The sequence below is a fragment of the Cellulomonas sp. P2_B4 genome, from assembly GCF_056404795.1.
The window spans coordinates 277537-293550 of the sequence record NZ_JBFUDI010000001.1; the positions used below are offsets into that span (position 1 = coordinate 277537).

11 protein-coding genes are annotated in these 16014 nt (G+C 70.4%); 7 read left to right on the forward strand and 4 right to left on the reverse strand.

The features are described 5' to 3' along the window. The first annotated feature begins 30 nt into the window (after nucleotides 1-30). The 6 genes from AC1DZC_RS01410 to biuH all read left to right on the forward strand — a co-directional run bounded on the left by AC1DZC_RS01410 (nucleotide 31) and on the right by biuH (nucleotide 6216). The gene (locus tag AC1DZC_RS01410) at nucleotides 31-1581 is read left to right on the forward strand and encodes an ABC transporter ATP-binding protein (RefSeq protein ID WP_477038123.1); all 1551 of its coding nucleotides are present in this window, start codon (nucleotides 31-33) and stop codon (nucleotides 1579-1581) included. Further along, the gene (locus AC1DZC_RS01415) at nucleotides 1578-2699 is read left to right on the forward strand and encodes an ABC transporter permease (protein WP_477041973.1); all 1122 of its coding nucleotides are present in this window, start codon (nucleotides 1578-1580) and stop codon (nucleotides 2697-2699) included. Before AC1DZC_RS01410 ends, AC1DZC_RS01415 begins: the two co-directional genes overlap by 4 nt. Continuing rightward, nucleotides 2696-3607: an ABC transporter permease gene (locus tag AC1DZC_RS01420; RefSeq protein ID WP_477038125.1), complete on the forward strand. Its 912-nt coding sequence runs from the start codon at nucleotides 2696-2698 to the stop codon at nucleotides 3605-3607. The genes AC1DZC_RS01415 and AC1DZC_RS01420 overlap by 4 nt, the downstream gene beginning before the upstream one ends. A gap of 59 nt (nucleotides 3608-3666) precedes the next feature. Beyond that, nucleotides 3667-4824: a BMP family ABC transporter substrate-binding protein gene (locus AC1DZC_RS01425; protein WP_477041974.1), complete on the forward strand. Its 1158-nt coding sequence runs from the start codon at nucleotides 3667-3669 to the stop codon at nucleotides 4822-4824. 64 nt (nucleotides 4825-4888) lie between these two features. After that, nucleotides 4889-5482 carry a cysteine hydrolase family protein gene (locus tag AC1DZC_RS01430; RefSeq protein ID WP_477038127.1) on the forward strand — a complete coding sequence of 198 codons (594 nt, stop codon included), beginning with the start codon at nucleotides 4889-4891 and terminating at the stop codon, nucleotides 5480-5482. Then, nucleotides 5479-6216 carry a biuret amidohydrolase gene (biuH, locus tag AC1DZC_RS01435; protein ID WP_477038128.1) on the forward strand — a complete coding sequence of 246 codons (738 nt, stop codon included), beginning with the start codon at nucleotides 5479-5481 and terminating at the stop codon, nucleotides 6214-6216. Before AC1DZC_RS01430 ends, biuH begins: the two co-directional genes overlap by 4 nt. On the opposite strand, the gene AC1DZC_RS01440 is transcribed toward biuH, so the two are convergent. Continuing rightward, the gene (locus tag AC1DZC_RS01440; RefSeq protein ID WP_477041975.1) at nucleotides 6213-6656 is read right to left on the reverse strand and encodes a MarR family winged helix-turn-helix transcriptional regulator; all 444 of its coding nucleotides are present in this window, start codon (nucleotides 6654-6656) and stop codon (nucleotides 6213-6215) included. The two genes, biuH and AC1DZC_RS01440, sit on opposite strands and share 4 nt — an antisense overlap. Before the next feature lie 213 nt (nucleotides 6657-6869). On the opposite strand from AC1DZC_RS01440, the gene pulA reads away from it, so the two are divergent. After that, nucleotides 6870-12662: a pullulanase-type alpha-1,6-glucosidase gene (gene pulA, locus AC1DZC_RS01445; RefSeq protein WP_477041976.1), complete on the forward strand. Its 5793-nt coding sequence runs from the start codon at nucleotides 6870-6872 to the stop codon at nucleotides 12660-12662. Between the two features lie 66 nt (nucleotides 12663-12728). On the opposite strand, the gene AC1DZC_RS01450 is transcribed toward pulA, so the two are convergent. The 3 genes from AC1DZC_RS01450 to AC1DZC_RS01460 all read right to left on the reverse strand — a co-directional run bounded on the left by AC1DZC_RS01450 (nucleotide 12729) and on the right by AC1DZC_RS01460 (nucleotide 15997). Further along, nucleotides 12729-13622 (reverse strand): carbohydrate ABC transporter permease, encoded by an 894-nt coding sequence (locus AC1DZC_RS01450; RefSeq protein WP_477038131.1) that lies wholly within the window; start codon nucleotides 13620-13622, stop codon nucleotides 12729-12731. Then, nucleotides 13619-14524 carry a carbohydrate ABC transporter permease gene (locus tag AC1DZC_RS01455; protein ID WP_477038132.1) on the reverse strand — a complete coding sequence of 302 codons (906 nt, stop codon included), beginning with the start codon at nucleotides 14522-14524 and terminating at the stop codon, nucleotides 13619-13621. The genes AC1DZC_RS01450 and AC1DZC_RS01455 overlap by 4 nt, the downstream gene beginning before the upstream one ends. Nucleotides 14525-14689: 165 nt before the next feature. After that, nucleotides 14690-15997: an ABC transporter substrate-binding protein gene (locus tag AC1DZC_RS01460; protein ID WP_477038133.1), complete on the reverse strand. Its 1308-nt coding sequence runs from the start codon at nucleotides 15995-15997 to the stop codon at nucleotides 14690-14692. Between the last annotated feature and the right edge of the window lie 17 nt (nucleotides 15998-16014).

The window sequence follows — 16014 nt, forward strand, 5'->3', positions numbered from 1 at the left end:
TACGGGACGTGCGCGTCCCGGATCGCGGCCATGACCTCGGACGCCGTCGCCCGCGCCGAAAGCCGCGTCGGGAAGCCCACGGCACTCCTGGAGGTGCGCAGCCTCACCAAGCGCTTCGGCGAGGTGCTGGCGAACTCGGACGTGGACCTCACGGTCATGCCCGGCACGGTGCACGGCCTCATCGGTGAGAACGGGGCTGGGAAGAGCACGCTCCTGAAGATGATCTACGGCGTCTACACCCCGGACGAGGGACGGATGTTCGTCGACGGGAACCTGGTCGCCCCCGGCAACCCCGCCGACGCCCGCGGCCTCGGGATCGGCATGGTGTTCCAGGACCTGCGGCTCGTCCCGGCGCTCACCGTCGCGGAGAACATCGCGCTGGCCCTGCCCGACGGTCCGACGCTCAAGCTCAAGACGCTGTCCGCCAAGATCGAGGCGGCGTCCCGGGAGTTCGGCCTGGCGGTGGACCCGACCGCGAAGGTGCGGCACCTGTCCATCGGCGAGCGGCAGCGGGCGGAGATCCTCAAGGTCCTCATGACGGGGGCGCGGCTCGTGATCCTCGACGAGCCCACCAGCGTCCTGGCCCCGCAGGAGGTCGAGGCCCTGCTCACGGTCGTCGCCTCGCTGCGCGACCAGGGCCTGGGCATCGTGCTGGTGACCCACAAGCTCAACGAGGTCCGCGCGATCGCGGACCAGGTGACCGTCCTGCGGGGCGGCCAGGCCGTCCTGACGTCGGCCGACCCGAAGGAGTTCTCCGACGAGGAGCTCGTCGAGGCGATGGTCGGCCGTCGCGTGCCGCCGCTGTCCCGGGAACGGGAGCCGGTGCCGCCGAGCGAGCGCGCGGTGCTGGAGCTGCAGGGCGCCACGGCGCTCGGCGATCGCGGGCACGTCGCGCTCAAGGGCGTCGACCTCGAGGTCCACCCGGGCGAGCTCGTCGGCGTCGCGGGCGTGGCCGGGAGCGGTCAGAAGGAGCTGTGCGAGGTGGCCCTCGGGCTGCGGCCGGTCTCGGCCGGCTCGGTGCGCGTGGGCGACTCGCCCGCGTCGGGGCTGGGGCCGTCCGAGGCCATCGCCGCCGGCGCGGTCGCGATCCCCGAAGACCCGGTCGCGGACGCGGTCGTGCCCGGGCTGTCGGTCCTCGAGCACATGGTGCTCGACGGGCGCGAGGTGCCGCGGCGCGGGTTCGGGATCGACTGGCCCGCGGTCGAGACGAGGACCACCGCCCTCGACGAGCGCGTCGGCCTGCACATGGCGCCCAAGAAGCGCACGCTCGCCTCCCTGTCCGGCGGCAACATCCAGCGCGTGCTCCTGACGCGAGAGCTGGGCCAGGACGCCACGCTCGTCGTCGCGGCGTACCCCAGCCGGGGCCTCGACGTGGCCAACACGCGCCGCACGCAGGAGGTGCTGCTCGAGCACCGCGCCCGCGGCGCCGCCGTCCTGATGGTCTCCGAGGACCTGGACGAGCTCATCTCGGTGGCCGACCGGATCGCGGTCATGCACGACGGGCACCTGGTGGGCGTCATCGACACCGCCGGCGCCGACCGGATGTCGATCGGCCGACTCATGCTCGGAGGTGTCGCATGACGCAGGAGACGCAGGGTGTCGACGAGACCGCAGCGGTCGCCGCGGCCATCGTCGCGGCCGCGGTCCCGGCGGAACCACCGACCGACCGAGGGCCGAGGGTCAGCGCAGGCTGGTCGACGGCGTTCCGCTGGCTGGTCGCGGTGCTCGCGGGCCTGATCCTGTTCAGCGCCTTCGTGCTCGCCAACGGCGCCGACCCGATCGCGGTCTACGCCGACATCTGGAACTCGACCCTGACCCAGTCCGGGCAGTTCCAGCAGATCATCCTGCGCGCGGCGCCCATCGCGCTCGCGGGCCTCGCGGTCGTCGTGCCGGCCCGCGCGGGACTGGTGAACGTCGGTGGCGAGGGGCAGCTGATCATCGGCGGAATCGGCGCGGCCGCCGCCGCCCTGTGGCTCACGCCGCTCATGTCCCCGTGGGTCGTCGTGATCGCGATGATGGTCAGCGCGATGATCGCCGGCGCGCTGTGGGCCGGGATCGCCGCCGCGATGCGGCTCGTCGTGAAGGTCAACGAGGCCGTCACGACGATGCTCCTCAACTACGTCGCGCTCTACGCGATGCTCTTCCTCATCCTGGGCCCCTGGAAGGACCCGGCGGCGCTCGGGCAGTCCACGAGCGTCGAGCTGAACGACGCCGCCAAGCTGCCCGTGATCGCCGGCACCCAGATCCACATCGGCGTGATCATGGCGGTCATCGCGGCGTTCGCGGTCTGGTTCGCCCTGACCCGCACCACCTGGGGCTTCCGCCTCTCGGTGGTCGGTGGCAACGGTGAGGCGGCACGACGTGCCGGCATGCCGGTGGTCACCCTGATCCTCACCGCGCTGCTCATCGGTGGCGCGCTGGCCGGGCTGGCGGGCTTCGTGCAGTTCGCGGGCATGGAGTACAAGCTGCGGCCGACGTTCGGCCTGACCATCGGCTACGTCGCGTTCCTGGCCAGCTGGCTGTCGCGGCACAAGCCCTTGCCCCTGCTGCTGGCCTCGGTCGTGCTCGCCGCGATCGCGGTCTCCGGCAACAGCCTGCAGATCGGTTCGGGCCTGCCGGCCGCCAGCGTCAACATCCTCATGGGCCTCCTGCTCGTCGCCGTCCTCGGCTGGACGAGCCCGCGAAAGGCGACGTCATGATCATCGACCTCCTCGCCGGAGCCGTCCGCGGCGGTACCTCCATCATGTACGCGGGCCTCGGGGAGACCATCTCCGAGCGCGCAGGCATCATCAACCTGGGTACCGAGGGCTCGATGCTCCTCGGGGCGCTGGGCGGCTACGCCGTCACCGCACAGACCGGCAACCCGTGGATCGGGGTGCTCGGCGGCGCGCTCGCGGGGGCGCTGCTGAGCCTCGTGCACGCCGTCCTCGTCGTGAGCCGCGGGGCCAACCAGTTCGCCAGCGGCCTGACGCTGTACTTCCTGGCGCTCGGCATCACCGCCCTGTTCGGCGTCGACTACGTGAGCCGGCAGATCAACTCGTTCACGCCGTACGCGATCCCGGGCCTGTCCGACATCCCGGGGATCGGGCCGATCCTGTTCGACCACGACCCGCTGGTCTACATCGCGTTCGTCGCGGCACCTGCCATCTGGTGGGTGCTGTTCCGGACCCGGGTCGGCCTGCTGATCCGGACCGCCGGCGAGCGCTCGGAGGCGCTCGGCGTCAACGGCTACAGCGTGAAGTCGGTGCGCTACTGGTCGACGATCGCGGGCGGCGCGCTGGCCGGGATCGGCGGTGCGCACATCTCGATCGCCTACGCCAACAGCTGGTTCGAGAACATGATCGCCGGCCGCGGGTTCATCGCGGTGGCCCTGGTGATCTTCGCGATGTGGAACCCGATCCGCATCATGGCGGGCGCCTACCTGTTCGGCATCGCGCTCTCGCTCGCGTCCGTGCTCCAGACGGCCGGCTACGCCGTGAACCAGTTCGCGCTGGCCGCCGTCCCCTTCGTCCTGACGCTCGTCGTCCTGGCAGTCCTGGGCAAGCGCACCATGCTCGCCGCCCCGGACGAGCTCTCCAAGGTGTTCGACAACAGTCGCACCGCTTGACCCTGCTCCGACCCTCCACCCACCCAGCCCGCCCCCGCGGGCGACCGGAAGGATCATCCATGCGGATTCGACGTTCAGCAGGTGCCCTGATCGCAGCGGCGGTGGTGGCAGTCCTCGCGGCCTGCAGCCCGGCCGTCTCCACCGACGACAGCGGCGGCTCGTCGGCGGCCCCGGCGTCCGACTCGGCCCCCGGCAAGGACGCGACCACGGTCGGCGTGATCGCGGTGGGCCCGAAGGACGACTTCGGCTACAACCAGGCGGTCTACCAGGGCGTCGAGGCGCTCCGGAAGAACTTCCCCGACATCAAGGTGCTCGACGCCTACAACATCCCCGAGGACGACACCGCCGCCACGACGATGGAGAGCATGATCGCGCAGGGCGCGACCATCATCTTCGCGACGAGCTACGGCCACCTCGACGCCGCCAAGCAGGTCGCGGCCGCGCACCCCGACGTCGTCGTCGTCCACCAGGGCGGTCTCCTCGACCCGGTCCCCGGGAACATGGGCACGTACTTCGGCAGCGTCTACGAGCCGGTGTACCTGGCGGGCATCGCCGCGGGCGCCGCCACCAAGACCGGCAAGCTCGGCTACATCTACGCCATCCCGATCCCGCAGACGCTGGCCAACATCAACGCGTTCACGCTGGGCGCCCAGTCCGTGCGGCCCGACGTCGAGGTCACGGCCGTCTCGACGACCAGCTGGTGCGACCCGGCCACGCAGGCGGACCGCGTGCAGTCGCTGCTCGGCTCCGGCGTCGACGTGGTCACGCAGCACCAGGACTGCACCAAGACGATCATCGAGGCCACCGAGGACGCCGGCGCGTACACCGTCGGCTACCACGCGGACGCGTCGTCGCTGGCCCCCAAGGGCTGGCTGACGGGTTCCGAGTGGAACTGGGGCCCGCTCTACACGGACATCGTGACCACCGCGATCGCCGGTGACTTCACGGGCAGCGAGTACAACGCGAACTACCGCGCCAACATGGCGAGCGGCGAGAACCCGTTCGTCGCGTCGAAGTTCGGTCCGAGCGTCACCGACGAGACGAAGGCCCTGATCGCCGACGCCGCCGCGAAGATCCAGGCGGGTGGCAGCCCGTTCACGGGTCCGATCACCGCGCAGGACGGGACGGTCAAGGTGGAGGCCGGCGTGACCCCGCCGATCGAGACCATCGAGCAGATGGACTACTTCGTCAAGGGCGTCACCGGCACCATCTCCTGACCACCGCCCCGGGGCCGGCCGCACGGTCGGCCCCGGGGCTCACTCTCCTACCTCGAGGGGAACCATGAGCCCGTACGTGAACGCCACGACGCCGTACCCGTGGCCCTACGACGGTGACCTCGGCGGCGCGCAGACCGCGCTGCTGGTCGTCCTGACCGCGGACGCGGGGCCTGCCGCCACGGCGATCGCGCCGCAGCTCGACGCGCTCGCCGACGCCGTCCGAGCCGCCGGTGGAACGGTGGTCGTCGTCCGCACGACCGCGCCGCCGCCCGGGGGATCGCGCCTCCGAGTGCCCCTGACGGCCTCCACCGAGCTCCTCGACATCGCCCCGGACATCGACATGGTGGCCGGGGGCATCGACGGCTACTACGCCAGCGACCTCGACATCGTCCTGCGCACCGGCCGCTACCGGCGGCTGATCCTCGCCGGCGTCGGCCTGGAGACCTGCGTCCACTCGACGATGCGTGACGCCAACGACCGCGGCTACGAGTGCCTGCTCGTGGTCGACGCCTGCGTGCCGGTGGACCCGGCCCTCACCGACGCCTCGGTGTCCAGCATCGAGATGTCGGGCGGCATCTTCGGCGCGGTCGGCCTGACGGCCGACGTCGTCGCCGCCCTGACCCCTGTTCACGCGCTCACCCCTGGAGACCTGAGATGACCACCGACCAGCTCGCCACCTCGACGGACACCTCCGTGGGACCGGTGTTCGGCCCGGTCGACGCCGAGCCCTACCCCTGGCCGTACGACGGCAGCTTCTCGCCGTCGACGACCGCGATCATCAACATCGACTGGCAGCAGGACTTCTGCGGACCGGGCGGCTACGTCGACGCCATGGGCTACGACCTCAACCTCACGCGCGCGGGCTTGGCGCCCACCGCGGCGATGCTCGAGGTGGCCCGTGAGCTGGGCTTCCACATCATCCACACGCGCGAGGGACACCGTCCGGACCTGTCCGACCTGCCGGCGAACAAGCTGTGGCGGTCGCGACGGATCAACGCGGGCATCGGCGACTCGGGCCCGTGCGGCCGGATCCTGACGCGCGGCGAGCCGGGCTGGGAGATCGTGCCGGAGGTCGCACCGCTGCCCGGCGAGGTCATCATCGACAAGCCCGGCAAGGGGTCGTTCTACGCCACCGACCTGGACCTGATCCTGCGGTCCAAGGGGGTCACGCACATCATCCTGACGGGCATCACCACGGACGTCTGCGTGCACACGACCATGCGCGACGCCAACGACCGCGGCTACGAGTGCCTGCTGCTGTCCGACTGCACGGGCGCCACCGACTACGGCAACTACCTGGCCGCGCTCAACATGGTCAAGATGCAGGGCGGGGTGTTCGGCGCGGTGGCCGACTCGGCCGCGCTGCTGGCCTCGCTGAGCTCGCCGCTCTAGCCCTCGATCGACCCCGCAGGCCGGTCTCCTCGCACGAGGAGGCCGGCCAGCGTCGTGTGCAGGGCCTCGCGCTGCGTCGCGTCGAGGCCGGCCAGGAGCTCGTCGTCCTGCTCCGCCGCGAGCGCCACGGCCTGGGCGAGCAGCGTGCGTCCGGCCGGCGTGAGCTCGAGCGTGTGCCGACGACGGTTCGCCGGGTCGACCACGCGGTGCAGGGCGCCGAGCTTCTCCAGGTCGTCGACCATCGGCACGATCGCGCTCGGGACGAGCCCCAGGGCCTCGCCGATCTCTCGCTGCGAGGCGTCCGGCGCGGCGTCGACGGCGACGAGCAGCCCGACGTGCCTCGGCCGCAGCCCGAGCGGCGCGACGCGCCCGGCGAAGTCCGCCGTCATCGCCTGGCCGACCTTGCTCAGCAGGAATCCGGTCGTCGGGAACCTCTCCACGTGACCACCCTACAAGCGCCGCACTATTCACCTCGTCAACGATCGACGGGGGGCTGAGCGGCGGGTGAGCGGACGTCTGCGCGCCCGGTACCTGCGGTTCCGCACGAATTGCCCGCAACGGTTGCTGCAAGTTACTGCAAGCGGATACCGTCTGCGCATCACCCGGCACAGCCCGCGCACAGAGACGTCCGCGGGAAGACGAAGGAGTCGCGAATGTCGCCTGCGGACGCCCCCCGACACGCCGATCGCTGGCGTCGCCCGATCGCCGCCCTGACCGCGCTGGCGGTCACCGGCCTCGGGCTGGTGACCGCGGCCGTCGTCGCGACCCCCGCCGCAGCGGCCGAACGGACCGCCGCCCTGGTCGGTGACCTGCAGAGCGAGCTCGGGTGCCCGGGGGACTGGCAGCCGGACTGCCCGCAGACCGAGCTGGCACCGACGGACGTCGCGGGCCGGTACTCCGCGGAGCTCACGGTCCCCGCGGGGACGTACTCGTACAAGGTCGCGATGAACGACGCCTGGGACGAGTCCTACGGCGGCGACGGCGGCAGCGGCAACACGCCGCTCGTGCTGGCCGGCCCGTCGACGATCCGCTTCACGTACGACGACACCACCCACCGCACGGCCCTGACCCCGGTGAGCCTGGCGGACGGCTACACGCCGGCCGACGACGCGATCGTCGCGAACCCGGTGCGGGACCCCGGTGCGGCCCAGCAGTTCTACTTCGTGATGACCGACCGGTTCGCCGACGGGGACGCGACGAACGACACCGGCGGGCTGACCGGCGACCGCCTGACCACCGGGTTCGACCCGACGGACAAGGGCTTCTACGAGGGCGGCGACCTGGCGGGCCTGCACAGCAGGCTGGACTACATCCAGGGGCTCGGCAGCACGGCCATCTGGCTGACGCCGTCGTTCAAGAACCGGCCGGTCCAGGGTACGGGCGCCGACGCATCGGCCGGGTACCACGGCTACTGGATCACCGACTTCACGCAGATCGACCCGCACCTGGGCACCAACGCCGAGCTCGAGTCGCTGATCGCCGACGCCCACGCGCGCGGCATCAAGGTCTACTTCGACATCATCGCCAACCACACCGCCGACGTCATCGACTACGCGCAGCAGACGTACGGCTACGTCGACCAGGCGACGAGCCCGTACAAGGACGCGGCCGGCAACGCCTTCGACCCGCACACCTACGCGGGCACCGACACGTTCCCGACGATGGACCCGGCGACGAGCTTCCCGTACACGCCGGTGATCAAGCCGGAGGACGCCCACGTCAAGGTCCCGGACTGGCTGAACGACCCGACGCTCTACCACAACCGCGGAAACTCGACCTACACCGGGGAGTCGACGACGTACGGCGACTTCTCGGGTCTGGACGACCTCATGACCGAGAACCCGGCGGTCGTGAACGGCTTCGTCGACGTCTACGACCAGTGGGTCGACCTCGGTGTCGACGGCTTCCGCATCGACACCGCCAAGCACGTCAACTTCGAGTTCTGGCAGAAGTTCACGACGGCCGTCCGCGACCACGCGACCTCCGTCGGCAACCCGGACTTCTTCATGTTCGGCGAGGTCTACGACGCCGACCCGGCCAAGCTCTCGCCCTACCTGCGCAAGAGCGACATGAACGCCGTGCTCGACTTCACGTTCCAGTCGGCGGCGTCGAACTACGCGAAGGGCTTCTCGGCGGCCGGCCTGCACGCGCTGTACGCGGGCGACGACATGTACACGACCCCGACGACGAACGCGCAGGCGCTGCCCACGTTCCTCGGTAACCACGACATGGGCCGCATCGGCTACATGGTCAAGGACGGGACCACGCCCGAGCAGCGCTCGGCGCTCGCCCACGACCTCATGTACCTGACGCGCGGCCAGCCGGTCGTCTACTACGGCGACGAGCAGGGCTTCGAGGGCGCGGGCACGCTCAACGGGACCGACAAGGACGCCCGCCAGTCGCTGTTCGCCACGCAGGTGCCGGAGTACGCGAACCAGCAGCTGCTGGACGGGACGACCGCCGGATCGGTGGACCGCTACGACACCGACTCGGTGCTCTACCAGCACATCGCGTCGCTGGCCGCCCTGCGGGCCGGGAGCAAGGCCCTGACCGACGGCGCCCAGATCGAGCGCTACGCCGACGGGTCCGTGTACGCGTTCTCCCGCGTCGACGCGACCGAGAAGATCGAGCACCTCGTCGCCCTGAACAACGGCACGACGCCGGCCACGGTGACCGTCGACACGCTGACGCCCGGTGCCACCTTCGCCCCGCTGTACGGGACGAGCGCGACCGCGACGGCGGCCGCCGACGGCACCGTGAGCCTGACGATCCCCGCGTTGAGCGCGGTCGTCCTCAAGGCCGGCACGACGGTCGGGGCGCCGGCGACGGCAGGCCCGGTGGTGCTCAGCACCCCCGCGCCCGGGTCCGCCCTCACGGGTCTCGTCCCGGTCACCGCTGACGTGGCGACCGACGTGTGGAGCCAGACCTCGTTCGCCTACCGGATCCTCGGCGACGACACCTGGACGCCGCTGGGCACCTCGGAGTCGACGGCCCCGCGCGTATACGCGGACGTCAGCGGGCTCCCGGCCGGTGCCCTGGTCGAGTACCGCGCGGTCACGGTCGACGCGGCGGGCCACAAGAGCGCCGCGTCCACCTACGCGAGCGTCGGCAACGCGGTCGACGGCGTCGCACCGCCCACCGAGCCGGGTGACCTGCTCGTGACGGTCCCCGGCAGCCACAACGCCGAGATGGGCTGCCCGGGCGACTGGCAGCCGGACTGCCTGGCGGCGAAGCTCACCAAGCGGGCCGACGGGATCTACTCGGGCACGTTCACGCTGCCGGCCGGGACCTACGACTACAAGGTCGCGATCGGCGGCAGCTGGGACGAGAACTACGGTGCCGGCGGCGTCGCGGGCGGTGACAACGTGACCTACACCGTCGCCGCCGACGGACCCGTGACGTTCTACTACGACCCGACGACCCACTGGTTCACCTCGACGGCGCAGGGCCCGATCCTGACCGTCCCCGGGTCCGACAACAGCGAGCTCGGCTGCTCGGCCGACTGGGCGCCGGACTGCATGAAGACCTGGCTGCAGGACCCCGACGGCGACGGCACCTACACGTTCGTCGCCCCCGACCTGCCCGCGGGCGCCTACGAGGTCAAGGTGGCGCACAACCTGTCGTGGGACGAGAACTACGGCGCCGGGGGAGTGCCCGGCGGCGCGAACGTCCCGTTCACCGCACCCGGCGGCAAGCCCGTGACGTTCACGTACGTGCTCGCCACGCACGTGCTCTCGATCGAGGTCACCGACCCGCCGCTGCCGGGCACCGGCGTGGACCGGGCGCAGTGGGTCGACGCGTCGACGATCGCGTTCCCGAACGAGTGGGTGCCGGACGGCACCGACCCGGCGACGCTCGGCTGGCGCCTGTACGGGTCGCCGACCAAGCAGCCCGTGGTCGCTGACGGCGCCGTGACCGGCGACGACGGGTCGCCCGTGACGCTCACCTTCGTGCCGGGCGGACTGTCGAGCGCACAGCTCGGACGCTTCCCGGCGCTCGCGACCGGCTACCTCGCGCTGCACGTCGAGGCGTCGTCGCAGCGCGTGCAGGACCTGCTGCGCGGAGCCCTGCTCGTCACCCAGAGCGACGGTGAGACGGTGCAGGCCGCGACCGGGGTGCAGATCCCGGGCGTCCTGGACGACCTCTACGCCGCGAAGGCCGCCAAGCGCGCGCTCGGCACCACGTGGTCCCGCGGCGTCCCGTCGCTCGCCCTGTGGGCACCGACCGCGCAGGACGTCGACCTCCTGGTCTGGACCGGTGCCGGGGATCCCACCCGGGTCGCGGCCCAGCGGCAGAAGGACGGCTCCTGGACGGTCGCCGGCAAGAAGGCGTGGGCCGGCAAGCAGTTCCTCTGGGAGGTCACGGTCTACGCACCGACGACCGACGCCGTCGAGGTCAACCAGGTCACCGACCCGTACTCGGTCGCGCTCACGCTCAACTCGACGCGCTCGGTGCTGGTCGACCTCGCCGACAAGGCCTTCCGGCCGAGCCAGTGGGAGAAGGCGAAGCAGCCGGTCGTCCGGCCCGTCGACCAGACGATCTACGAGCTGCACGTGCGTGACTTCTCGATCAACGACCTCACGGTCCCGGCCGCCCAGCGCGGCACGTACCTGGCGTTCGCGGGCAACGGCGCCGGTCGCCAGCACCTGCGGTCGCTGGAGAAGTCGGGCCTGACGACGATCCACCTGCTCCCGACGTTCGACATCGCGTCGATCCAGGAGGACCGCACGCTGCAGACCACTCCGGACTGCGACCTGGCCGCGCTGCCGCCGGACTCCGACCAGCAGCAGGCGTGCGTCACGGCGCAGGCGTCGACGGACGGCTTCAACTGGGGCTACGACCCGCTGCACTGGCAGGCGCCCGAGGGCTCCTACGCGGTGCACCAGGACGGCGGCGGCCGCGTGGCGGACTTCCGGACCATGGTCGGCGCCCTGCACTCCGACGGTCTGCAGGTGGTGCTCGACCAGGTGTTCAACCACACCACGGCGAGCGGGCAGGCTCCTCAGTCGATCCTCGACCGGGTGGTGCCCGGCTACTACCAGCGGCTGAACGCCGTCGGGAACGTCGAGACGTCCACCTGCTGCCAGAACGTGGCGACCGAGCACGCGATGGCGAACAAGCTCATGGTCGACTCGGTGGTCACGTGGGCCCGCGACTACAAGGTCGACGGGTTCCGGTTCGACCTCATGGGGCACCACTCGGTGGACACCATGAAGGCGGTCCGCAAGGCGCTCGACAAGCTGACGCCGCGCAAGGACGGCGTCGACGGGTCGAACGTCTACCTCTACGGCGAGGGCTGGAACTTCGGCGAGGTCGCGAACAACGCGCTCTTCACGCAGGCCACCCAGGGCCAGCTGGGCGGCACGGGCATCGGGACGTTCTCCGACCGACTCCGTGACGCCGTCCGCGGCGGCGGACCGTTCGACACCGACCCGCGCATCCAGGGCTTCGGCTCGGGCGGCGGGACGGACCCGAACGGCAGCGCTGTCAACGGCACGGACGCCGACCAGGCGGCCCGAGCCGCGCACGACGCCGACCTGGTCCGGCTGGGCATGGCGGGCAACCTGCGGGACTTCGCCTTCGAGACGAGCTCCGGGACGGTCCAGACCGGCGCCCAGATCGACTACAACGGGCAGCCGGCGGGCTACGCCGACTCCCCGGAAGAGGTCATCACGTACGTCGATGCCCACGACAACGAGACCCTGTGGGACTCGCTGACGTACAAGCTGCCCACCGACACGGCGATGGCGGACCGCGTCCGGATGAACACCGTCTCGCTGGCCACCACGGCCCTCGCGCAGACGCCGTCGTTCTGGCACGCGGGCGCCGACCTGCTGCGGAGCAAGTCGCTCGACCGCAACAGCTACGACTCGGGTGACTGGTTCAACTCGCTCGACCTGTCCGGCAAGGACAACGGCTTCGGCCGCGGTCTGCCGCCCAAGGCCGACAACGAGGCGAAGTGGCCTCTGCAGGGGACGCTGCTGGCCGACCCGGCTCTCAAGCCGACGCCGGCCGACATCGCGGACGCCTCGGCGGCGGCCGACGACCTGCTCCGGCTGCGCTTCTCGACACCGCTGTTCCGGCTCGGCTCGGCGTCGCTCATCGAGCAGAAGGTGGCGTTCCCTGGCTCCGGCCCGGACGCCGATCCCGGCGTCGTCGTCATGACGATCGACGACACACCCCGCTGGGACCGGTCTGCGAGGCGGTGGACCACGGACGTGGACAAGAAGCTCGACGGTGTCCTCGTCGTCGTGAACGCCTCCGACGAGGCGACGACGCAGTCCGTGCCCACGCTCGCCGGGCACCGGCTGACGCTCTCGCCGGTGCAGGCGCGGGGGAGCGACCCCGTCGTCCGCACCACCACCTGGGACAAGGCGTCGGGCACGGTCACCGTGCCGGCCCGCACGGTCGCGGTCCTCGTGGAGAAGGCGGGCGGCAGGTCCTGACACAAGGCGAAGGGCCCGCGACCGTGATGGTCGCGGGCCCTTCGGCTGTGCGGATGGGGAAGAGCGTCAGCCCTTGACCGAGCCGGACATCAGACCGCCGATGAAGTACTTGCCCAGGAGCACGTACACGAGCAGCGTCGGCAGCGAGGCCAGCAGGGCGCCGGCCATCGACACGCCGTAGTTGGTGAGCAGGGCACCGTTCGCGAGGTTGTTCAGCGCGAGGGTGACCGGGCCGTTCTGGCTGGAGGAGAAGAACACCGCGAAGAGGAAGTCGTTCCAGGCCGAGGTGAACTGCCAGATGAGGACGACCACGAAGCTCGGGATCGAGATCGGGAGCACGACCGACCAGTACGTCCGCAGCATCCCGGCACCGTCCATGCGGGAGGCCTCGATGAGCTCCTCCGGCACGGACATGTAGTAGTTGCGGAAGATCAGGGTCGTGATCGGCAGACCGTAGATCACGTGCAGGATGATCAGCGACGGGATGCCCGACGGGACACCGATGCCGTTCATCAGCTGCAGCAGCGGGATCATCACGGCCTGGTAGGGGATGAACATGCCGAAGAGGATCAGCGTGAAGACCAGGTCGGCGCCCTTGAAGCGCCAGCGCGCCAGGACGAACCCGTTCATCGAGCCGAGCATCGAGGAGATGATCGCGGCCGGGAGCACCATCGAGAGCGTGCGGAAGATCGAGGGCGACAGGGCCGTCCACGCCGCGCTCCAGTTCTCCATGGTCCAGAGCTGCGGCAGGTTCCAGGCGCGCGCCGGGGTGGCGTCGCCCTGCCCCTTGAAGCTGGTGACCAGCAGCACGTAGACGGGGATCAGCACGATGATCACGAAGAAGATCAGCAGCGCGTACTTCAGGGTGCGACCGGTGGAGAACCGGCCGCCCGGTGCGCGCTCCGGGTTCGGAGCCTTGCCGAGGGGAGCGATCAGCTCGTCGGCTGCGACGGTCGTCATGAGGTCTTCTCCGTCCGGTTGAGGTGCACCAGGTACGGGACGATCAGCACCGCCACGATCACCAGCAGGATCACGCCGACGGCCGCGGCGTCGGAGTAGTTGAAGCTCGACTTGAAGACGTACATGTCGATCGACGGCACCTTGGTCTGGTAGTTCGCCGGCTTGGAGATCGACATGATCAGGTCGAAGGACTTCATGGACATGTGGCCGATGATGATGATCGCCGACAGCGCCACGGGGCTGAGCTGCGGGAAGATCACGTGGCGGTACATCTGCCAGGTGGACGAGCCGTCCACCTTCGCGGCCTCGCGCAGCTCCTCCGGGACGCCGCGGAAGCCGGCGAGGAACAGCGCCATGACGTAGCCGGACAGCTGCCAGATCGCGGGGATGGCGATGGCGGCGATACCGACGCTCACGTTGTTCCACCAGTTGTTCTGGAGGAACGGCAGCCCGATCATCTGGAACAGGCGGTTCAGGCCCGAGGCCGACTCACCCTGGTTGGAGTTCAGCAGCCAGCGCCACACGACACCCGAGGCGACGAACGAGACCGCCATCGGGAAGAGGTAGATGGAGCGGAACACGCCCTCGAACTTCACCGGGCGGTCCAGCAGCCACGCCCAGACGAACCCGAAGACCATCGTCCCGACGAGGAAGACGACCGTGTAGAGCGCCAGGTTCTTCAGGGAGTGCTGGAAGCTGTCCGACGAGAGCAGGTCACCGTAGTTGGTGAGGCCGACGAAGCCGGACGGCTCGCGGCCCGTCGTCTGCGCAGCGGTGTGGATGTCCTTGGTCGACGTGACCCCGTTGAGGAAGAGGAGGCCGTAGACGAAGACGGCCAACAGGATCAGGGACGGCGAGATGAGCAAGAGGGGCGGGCCCCACTTGCGGATCTGACGGGGCACGAGTGCCTCCAGTGGTTCGGAACGAGCGTGTGGACGGGCCGGGAGGTCGTCGCCGGCCCGGGTACTACTCGGCAGACGCGCCGAGACGGTCCCGCCCCGGCCCTGTTGCCAGGACCGGGACGGGACCGGATCTCAGTGCACGTGCGTGATCAGCGGATCGTCAGATCAGCTGTTCGCGGCGGCGGCGTCGGCGAGCTCGGACTGGAAGCCCGCAACGTCGGACGCACCGGTCGTGAACTTGGACGTGGCGTCGCTGATCGCGTTCGACCAGGCGGCCGGGGCAGCGGCACCGTGCGCCAGCGAGGAGACGATGGTGTCCTCACCGAACGACTTGATGGCCGACTGCTGGTACGCGGAGAAGTCAGCCGGGTCGGCGTCCGTGCGGGCCGGGATGGAACCCTTGGCCTTGTTGAACGCGACCTGGCCCTCGAGCGAGCCGATCGTCTCGAGCCAGTTCTTCGCGCCACCGGGGTGCGGGGCACCGACGGGGAGCGTGAAGGAGTCGGCCAGGAAGTCGAACACGCCGTCCGTGCCGGGGACCGGGAAGTAGACGTAGTCGGCCGGGGAAGCCTTGCCGGCCTCCTCGAACGCGGCCACGGCCCAGTCGCCCATGACGTTGAACGCGGCGTTGCCGTCGATGACCTGCTGCGTGGCGTCCGGCCAGTCGAGGCCGTCACGGTCGGTGTTCGTGTAGCTGATCAGCTTGCCGAAGTCCTCGAGCGCCTTGCCGACCTCGGGGCTGGTCCAGTCGGTCGACCCGTCCCACAGGCCGGAGTAGCCGTCGGCACCCAGGTCGGAGAGGAGGATCGTCTCGAGCAGGTTGACCTGGGTCCAGGTCGTGGCGACCGAGAGCGGCGTGCGGCCGGTCTTCTCCTTGACGGCGTCCAGCGCGACGAACCAGTCGTCGAGCGTGGCGTACGTCGCGGCCGGGTCGAGGCCCGCGTCCGTGAGGAGCTGGGTGTTGGCCCAGACGACGTTGGCACGGTGGATGTTCGACGGGATCGAGTAGATCTTGCCGTCGACCGTCAGGCGGTCCACGAGGTCCGCCGGGAAGGCGTCGCGCAGGCCGAACTCGTCGTACAGCGCCGAGACGTCCTCGACCTGGCCGGCGTTGATGTAGTCGGTCAGCTCCGCGCCCGCGTGGGCCTGGAACGTGTCCGGCGGGTCGTTCGCCTGGAGGCGCGACTGCAGCAGGTCCTTGGCGGCCGAACCGGCGCCACCAGCAACCGCACCGTTGACGAACTCGGTCTCCGGGTGCTGCTCGTTGAACACGCTGACGAGCGCGTCGAGGCCGAGCTTCTCGGAGCCGCTGGCCCACCAGGTGAAGACCTCGACCTGGTCGGCGCCCTCGGCACCGGCGCTCGCGCCGTCCGAGGAGTTGTCGCCGCTGTCACCGTTGCTGCAAGCAGCCAGCGCGAGGCTGGCAACCGCGATACCGGCGGCGACCGCTGTGATCCTGCGTCCTGTACGCATCTGTCTCCTACGCCTTC

Coding starts and splice junctions, on each gene's coding strand:
- AC1DZC_RS01410 (WP_477038123.1), top strand. CDS start 31: ATGACCTCGGACGCCGTCGCCCGCGCCGAAAGCCGCGTCGGGAAGCCC.
- AC1DZC_RS01415 (WP_477041973.1), top strand. CDS start 1,578: ATGACGCAGGAGACGCAGGGTGTCGACGAGACCGCAGCGGTCGCCGCG.
- AC1DZC_RS01420 (WP_477038125.1), top strand. CDS start 2,696: ATGATCATCGACCTCCTCGCCGGAGCCGTCCGCGGCGGTACCTCCATC.
- AC1DZC_RS01425 (WP_477041974.1), top strand. CDS start 3,667: ATGCGGATTCGACGTTCAGCAGGTGCCCTGATCGCAGCGGCGGTGGTG.
- AC1DZC_RS01430 (WP_477038127.1), top strand. CDS start 4,889: ATGAGCCCGTACGTGAACGCCACGACGCCGTACCCGTGGCCCTACGAC.
- biuH (WP_477038128.1), top strand. CDS start 5,479: ATGACCACCGACCAGCTCGCCACCTCGACGGACACCTCCGTGGGACCG.
- pulA (WP_477041976.1), top strand. CDS start 6,870: ATGTCGCCTGCGGACGCCCCCCGACACGCCGATCGCTGGCGTCGCCCG.
- AC1DZC_RS01450 (WP_477038131.1), bottom strand. CDS start 13,622: ATGACGACCGTCGCAGCCGACGAGCTGATCGCTCCCCTCGGCAAGGCT.
- AC1DZC_RS01460 (WP_477038133.1), bottom strand. CDS start 15,997: ATGCGTACAGGACGCAGGATCACAGCGGTCGCCGCCGGTATCGCGGTT.